At 72.4% G+C, this 7,055-nt stretch carries 5 protein-coding genes; 4 read left to right on the top strand and 1 reads right to left on the bottom strand.

All coding sequences use genetic code 11. The features are described 5' to 3' along the window. A partial coding sequence (locus ABZ297_RS08845) for a hypothetical protein (protein ID WP_355341668.1) occupies window positions 1-1,043 on the top strand: 1,043 nt, incomplete at its 5' end. A gap of 12 nt (window positions 1,044-1,055) precedes the next feature. On the opposite strand, the gene ABZ297_RS08840 is transcribed toward ABZ297_RS08845, so the two are convergent. Then, window positions 1,056-2,405 carry an SDR family oxidoreductase gene (locus ABZ297_RS08840; RefSeq protein ID WP_355341665.1) on the bottom strand — a complete coding sequence of 450 codons (1,350 nt, stop codon included), beginning with the start codon at window positions 2,403-2,405 and terminating at the stop codon, window positions 1,056-1,058. A gap of 106 nt (window positions 2,406-2,511) precedes the next feature. Between ABZ297_RS08840 and ABZ297_RS08835 the strand changes: the two genes are divergently transcribed. The 3 genes from ABZ297_RS08835 to ABZ297_RS08825 all read left to right on the top strand — a co-directional run bounded on the left by ABZ297_RS08835 (window position 2,512) and on the right by ABZ297_RS08825 (window position 7,027). Next, a complete protein-coding gene (locus ABZ297_RS08835) occupies window positions 2,512-4,386 on the top strand; it encodes an AAA family ATPase (protein WP_355341662.1) in 1,875 nt (624 codons plus the stop codon). Window positions 4,387-4,488: 102 nt separating this feature from the next. After that, window positions 4,489-5,460, top strand: a complete 972-nt coding sequence (locus ABZ297_RS08830) for a GlxA family transcriptional regulator (protein ID WP_355341659.1) — start codon at window positions 4,489-4,491, stop codon at window positions 5,458-5,460. Between the two features lie 169 nt (window positions 5,461-5,629). Further along, window positions 5,630-7,027 (top strand): DJ-1/PfpI family protein, encoded by a 1,398-nt coding sequence (locus tag ABZ297_RS08825; protein WP_355341656.1) that lies wholly within the window; start codon window positions 5,630-5,632, stop codon window positions 7,025-7,027. Window positions 7,028-7,055: the final 28 nt, after the last annotated feature.

Genomic DNA, 7,055 nt, shown 5'->3' with positions numbered 1-7,055 from the left:
GGACCGGCGAGCTCCGCGAGTTGCTGGAGCTCCGCGCGCTGCCCGAGGTCCGCTGGGGGCCGGACGGTTCGGAGCCGGGCGTGCACGCCTACGTCCAGGCCGCCCTGACCAGCCAGGACGGCGTCACCCGGCTGCTCGGGCTGGCCGAGCGGGCGCGGCGGCCCGAGTTCCTGAGGTCGGTCGGCGAACTGGCCGACGCCGCCGGCCGCGAGCCATGGCGGGAGGGCCCTCGCCCGCTGGTCCGCACGCTCGTCCACCGCCGGCACGCGTCCGTACCCCGGGTGGACTGGCTCGCCCTGCTGGCGGACGAGCCGCTGCGCCGGCGCCGTGAAGGGCCACTCCCCCGCAGCGCCGCGCGGCTGATGGCGCTGCGCGCGGACACGCCGGGCGAGCTGCTGCGCCTGGTGATCATCGATCATCCGGAGCTCGCTCCGCTCATCCCGAGCCCGTCTCCCGAGCTGCTCGCCGACGTCTGCGAGCGCCTGACACTCGTCGGCGGGCAGGCCGTGGTCAAGGTGGCCGGGAACGGCTTCATCGCCGGCACGCTGACCGTCGAGGAGATCGTCGCCATCGTGCCGCCTGAGGTGCTGGACCTGCTCGCGGAGTCGCTGTGGCTTCCCGGGCTGCGCTGCACGGCGGCGGTACGCACGCTGCTCGGCCGGGACGGGGACGTGCGCCTGCGGCCCTTCTTCACCGACGAGACCGGTCACGGCCCACGCCGCCGACTGCGGTCCCCGGGACAACCCATGCACTGGGACCCTGCCGTCGTCTACGGGCAGCGGGTGCTCGCCGCGCTGCGGCAGCGCGGGGACGAAGGGCTGTCCGCCGACGAGGTGCTGTCCATGGTCTCGCCCGATGCTGTGCTCGCTCCCGGCAGCGGGGCGCTGCCGGACCCGCGCGTGCTGCTCCGGCTGGCCGAGCTGGTCCACCGGCATCTCGGCAGCCGGCCCGAGGCGTGGATGGTGGCGCTGAAACTGCTGCAGGACGGCTTCGTCGGAACCCTGCCCGAGCTGCTGATCACCGCGGGCGCGGTCGCCGCCTGATCGCGCCCGCCCTCACCAGGGCGCGACGCGGTAGTCCTTCAGCAGGCAGCCGTACGGCGGATCGCCGCGCTCGCCGCGCACGATCGGGTCGTACACGCGGGCCGCGGCGTCGACCGCGTCCAGGGGCACCCGGAACCCGGCGGCGGCGCGCCGGCGTCTGTCCGGGTCCGGTTGCTGGTCGGAGAACCAGCCAGGGTCCACGCTGGTGACATAGATGCCGTGGGCGGCGAGCTCGGCGGCGCTGGTGCGGGTCAGCATGTTGAGCGACGCCTTCGCCATGTTGGTGTGCGGATGCTCGGGCCCCTTGTACGTTCGGTCGAACTGCCCTTCGACCGCCGAGACGTTCACGACGTACCTGCGCGGACACGGCGAGCGTTGCATCAGCGGGCGCAACCTCCCGAGCAGCAGGAACGGCGCCGTCACGTTGATCAGCTGGACCTCCAGCAGCTCCACCGGGTCGATCTCGTGCACGAGGCGCGTCCAGGAGTTGGCCGGTGACGGGTCGGGGAGCAGCCCCGATACGTCCACTGCCCCGGGGAGTACGAGCTCGTGCCCCACCGGGCCCGCTGTCAGCGCGGCCTCCGCCCGCTCGGCCGCCAGCAGCGCCGCGTACGACTCCGCTGGTGGGCGCACGGTCTGCGCGGCGAGGTTCACCAGGATGTCCAGCGGTTCGCCGGCGGCCACCTGATCGTCGCACCACCGCACCACGGCCGGGATGTCGCGCAGGTCCATCCCGGTGACGGCCAGCCGGTCCTGCCACGCGTCGCGATCGCGCACGGCCGCGAACCGGCGGCGCGCGTCGTGCGGGAACCGGGTGAGGGCCGTCACCGCCGCGCCGTCGCGCAGCAGCTTCAGCACCAGCTCGAACCCCGCCTTCACCCGGCCGCCGGTGACGAGCGCGCGCCTGCCGGTGAGGTCGGTGCGGGCCTCCCGCCGCTGCCTGTTCTCGTCTGCGCACACGGGGCACAGCCGCTCGTAGAAGGCGTCGACGTCCCGGAAGTGGGCTTTACAGGCGTAACACCTGACCAGCCCGGCGATCCGCCTGGCCGGGCCCGCCACGGGCCGCGGCACGACGGGACCGCCTTCCACGCGCTTCCCGGCACCTGTCGCGGGCTTTTCCACGCGGGCTGCGGCAACGGTGAGAGGCTCCTCGCGGTTCGCGATGTCGATGGGGGGTGCGGCCAGCAGCGCGGCGTCCGCCTCCGAGCGCCGCCGCCGCGCCCTGGCTCGCTCGTCCTCCCGGATCCTCTTGACGAAGGCGTTGACCGCCCGCTGCACGCGGATGCGATCCGGATCGTCGGGCGGGGCCTCGGCCAGCTCGGAGAGCACCCTCAGGCACGCTCGCAGATCGTCCTCGCGCATGCCGGTAATTAAACGGCCTCCCACGCCGAATACGGCAATTTAGATGATATTGCTGGCTCCGGCTCGATGTACTTGGCCCAGCAAGGACCCCACGGGAGGAGCACACGTGACCACCGCGCCGACGGCGCCGCGATGGCGGCCGACCGCCACGTACCCAAACCCGCCGAGCGAGCGGACGGGCCGGTCGGGGCTGACCGACTTCATCGACGCGATGATCGACCTGGGCATCACCGGCCAGATCTTCGGCGAGCACGGCATCGGCAAGACGTCCACGTTCGTCACCCACATCCGGGACGCCTATGACGGGGTCCGGCTCGTGTATGTGCCCGCCGCCAACCTGACCCCCGACGACCTCCTCATCAACGCGCCGGTAAGGCAGGACGGCGAACTGGTGCTGCGCCAGCTGATCATGCGGCAGCTCAGTCCGGAACGCCCCTTCGTCCTGCTGATCGACGACGCGCTCCAGGCCGGGGACATCATCCAGTCGCAGCTCATGCAGATCGCCTGCTCGTGGACGCTGGGCGAGCACGACCTGCGCGCGCTCGGCTGCGTCGGCGTCTTCCTCACCGACAACGAGTCGCTCGCCGAGACCGCCGCCCGCCGCACCGACCTGGCGATCCTCGACCGGATGGCCACGCTGCGGGTCTCCGCCGCCGACACCCCGTGGCGCATCGCGCTCGCCCGCAGGTTCCGTGAGACCGACCTGTCCGGCGTCTTCCGCGTATGGGCGACGCTCCCGGTGGAGCTGCGCCGGCTGCTGTCCCCGCGCACCCTGGAACACGTCCTCGACTGCGCCCTGGCCGGGTTCCCGCCGCACTGGGGCCTGCCGCTGGTGAACGGCGAACGGCTGCGACTGTCCGAGACCCGCGCCGACGGCACCCCGGGCGCGGACGAGGCCCCGCGGATCCTGGATCGGATCGTCGAGGAGCTGCGCCGGGCGGGCGCCGACGTGCCCGCGCCCGCGCACGTGCCGGACGCGGTACGCAGGATCGTCCGCGAGGCCCTACGGCGGCGCTGGGCCGTGCTGATCCAGGGACCGCCCGGCTGCGGCAAGACCGAAGTGGTCAAGCAGGTGGTACGGGACGAGCTGGGCCGCGACCCGATCTACTTCTCGCTACCCGTCACCAACGTCGAGGACCTCTGCGTCCCCGTACCCACCGCAGACGGCACGCTCGACAACCTGCTCGCCCGGATCTTCACCGGCCCGGACCCGAAGGCCGTCGTGTGGGACGAGTACAACCGGCCCAAGGACAGGTCCACCTTCGCCCGGCTCATGGAGATCACGCAGGAATGGTCGCTGGCCGGACGCCGGATCGAAGGGCTGCGGGCCCAGATCGCGCTCCAGAATCCGCCGTACCACCTGGGCCGCAAGCTGCTGGTCACACGCAACACCATCGCCCAGGCCTCCCGCTTCACCGTGTCACTGCAGATCAGCCCCGACGACATCCCCGCCAACGAATGGCTGATCGAACGCTACGGCGCCGTGGCCGAGACCGTGCTGGAGTGGTGGAAGAACGACATCGACGACGAGGGCCGCGCCTGGATCACCAAGCGCACCCTTGAACGGCTCATCAAGCTGCACGGGCGCGGGCTGCCCCTGGAGCCGGCGAAGATCTATCTGGGTGACGGCGAGTACGCCCCGGTGCCGCTCGTCGATCTGGAGGCGCGCCTGTCGTCCCGCCAGGTGACCGGCCTGCGCGAGCTGGCCGAGGACGTGGACGGCTGGGCCGGGCGACTGCGAACGGCCGCGGACGAAGGCCCGGAGGGAACGGACGCGAGCGACGTCGTGCACCGTATCCTGGCCAACGCCGAACTCCCGCAGCTGCGCGCGCACCGGGACACGGCGGCCCGCCTGGCTCCCCTGCTTCCTCCCAAGCTGAAGGCCACATATCTGGTCGGAGTGGACGACGAACGCCAGCGCTTCTGGATCGAGGTCTTCACCAGCGGTGGGCTGCAGGTGTCAGACGCCCCCGAGAGGTGATCTCGGGCACCGGCCGCCCGCGTCGGCGAGTGCCTGATCCGTCCGGTGTGCGGTCCGTACGGCCCTCCCGGGGCCTGGTGCGGGCGGGCTAGCGTGGGCGGCGTGAGTGAGCGAGTGACGAGCACGGGCCGGGTGGTGGTCCTGGTCCTGCCGGACGTGAACCTGCTGGACCTGGCTGGTCCGGTCCAGGTCTTCGACGCCGCGGCGCACCTGGGGGCCGGCTACCGGCTGGAGTACGCGTCCGACGCCGAAGAGGCCGTGTCGGCGCAGGGGCTGCGGCTGGCCGGGTTCGCCGGGCTGCCGCCGACCGCGCCGGGCGACCTGGTGCTGGTGCCGGGGCACCGGCTGAGGGATCTTCGGCCTGGCGAGCCCCTGGTTCCCGGCTCGGTGACGCAGTGGCTGCGTACCGCCGAGCGCTGCGGGGCCCGGATAGCGTCGGTGTGCAGCGGCGCGGCGGCGCTGGGCGAGGCCGGGCTGCTGGACGGACGCCGATGCACGACCCACTGGTCGCTCATCGAGGCGATGCGGCAGAGGTACCCGGCGGCCCGGGTCCAGGACGGGGTGCTGTACGTCCACGACGGCCCGGTGAGCACCAGCGCGGGGATCTCGTCCGGGATCGATCTCGCGCTGTCGCTGGTGGAACGCGATCACGGCCCCGCGCTCGCCGCGGCCGTCGCCCGGGAACTGGTGGTCTACCTGCGGCGGAACGGCGCGGCGAGCCAGATCAGTCCGTTTCTCCAGCACCGTTCGCACCTGCATCCGGCCGTCCATCGCGTACAGGATCATCTCGCCCAGCATCTGGACACCCCGCACACCCTCGCCGAGTTGGCCGCCGTGGCGCACCTGTCTCCACGGGGGCTGAGCCGGGCGTTCGGCGCGGCGATCGGCATCAGCCCCCTGGAATACCAGCAGCAGCTGCGCCTGGAACGGGCTTCGAGGCTGCTGGCCGACACCGACCTCGGCGTGGACGCCGTGGCGACCCGCTGCGGCTTCCGCGACGTCCGGCACTTCCGCCGCCTGTTCTCCGCCCGGTACGGGATGCCCCCATCCGAGGCTCGCAGGCACGCGCGCTGAACGGAATGCCTTTGTCAGAGGCTCGCTGAGCGGCGAGCCCCACCCTGATCCCCTCTTCACGGCCACGGCGGCGGTCGTCGTGCAGCCGTGAATTCGCCATGCCTTCCTTGGCCGTCACAGAAGAGAGCCTCCCGTGTCCCCTGTCCGCAGTCGTCCGAGCAGGCCCGTCGTGCGCCGGATCGGGCGTGTCCTGCTGGGCGCCGCCGTGTTCCTCGCCATCCTGGGCGGGACCTGCGCCGCTGGTATCACCACCGCGATGGGCCAGAGCTACCCCGGGTATCGCCAGCGCCCGCCCGCCCAGGGCTGGCCGGGCCCCAAGGCGATACCCGGCGGACGGATCACTGTCGCGATCGTGGTCAGCAACGCCGGCTCGGTCTCCGCCGACGTTCTCGCCCCGTACGAGGTCTTCGCCCGGTCGGAAAGATTCGCCGTCTACACCGTCGCGGCCCGCAGAACTCCGTCACCTTTGTCCGGCGGCCTGCATCTGCTGCCCGACCACACCTTGGAGGAGGTCGGCAGCAGCGCCGTTCCCGAACCGGACGTGGTGGTGGCGCCCGCCGTCATCGATCCCACCGGCACGGCGGAGAGGCCGCTGCGCGAGTGGATCGCCGCACGGTCCCGGAACGGCTCCCGCCTGCTGGGCGTCTGCGCGGGCTCGGAACTCCTCGCGGCCACTGGTGTGCTCGACAACCGCCGGGCGACGTCCTTCTGGGCCAACATCGACTCCCTGAAGCGGAGCCACCCCGCGGTGCGCTGGCAGAGCGGCGAGCGCTATGTGGAGGACGGCACGATCACCACCACGGCCGGCATCACGTCCGGCACTGTCGGCGCGCTGCGCCTGGTCGAGCGGCTCGCGGGCGCGGCGGAGGCGCGGCGCGTCGGCAGCGCGCTCCACTACCCCGGCTGGAGCCTGGACGGATCCACCGCGATCACCCCGAACCACCTCGCCCTGTCCGACCTGCCGTACGCGCTGAACGCGGCGTTCCCCTGGTGGCGCCCCACGATCGGCATCGGGCTGACGGACGGAGTGGGAGAGATCGACGCCGCCGCCGCGTTCGAGGTCTACTCCGGCGTCTCCTTCAGCGCCCGCGCGATCCCGATCAGCCCCACCGGAACGGTCACCACTCGACACGGCGCGGTCCTGCTCACCGAGCCGGCGGGAACGGCGGTGCCACACGTGGACCGGTTCGTGGTTCCGGGCGTGCGCGGCGACGTGCCGCCCGCCCTGGCGAACTGGGCGTCAGGACGGGGTCTCACACCGGAACTGCCTGGCGGCGGACGGCGCGACGACGAGTTCGGTTTCGACCCGATGCTCCGTGACCTCGCCGCCCACGCCGACGGTGCCACGGCCCGGACCACCGCCAAGTTCTCCGAATACCCCGTCGGACAACTCCGTCTTTCCGGGGCAAGCTGGCCATGGCGTTCCACAGCGATCTTCGCCGTCGCCCTGGCCGGCTCCGTCGGCCTCGGCCTGCTCGCCGTCGCCCTACCGCGCCTGCTCCGCCGCCGCACGGCGAGCGCTACGACACGACCCCGCCAGAGCTCGCCTGACAGCGGGCTGGACTGAAGATCACGTTGGCGCAGGGCACCGATGG

The organism is Nonomuraea sp. NPDC005983 (assembly GCF_040614375.1).
In the GTDB taxonomy this organism is placed as follows: domain Bacteria; phylum Actinomycetota; class Actinomycetes; order Streptosporangiales; family Streptosporangiaceae; genus Nonomuraea.
This window is presented reverse-complemented; position numbering and strand designations above follow the sequence as displayed.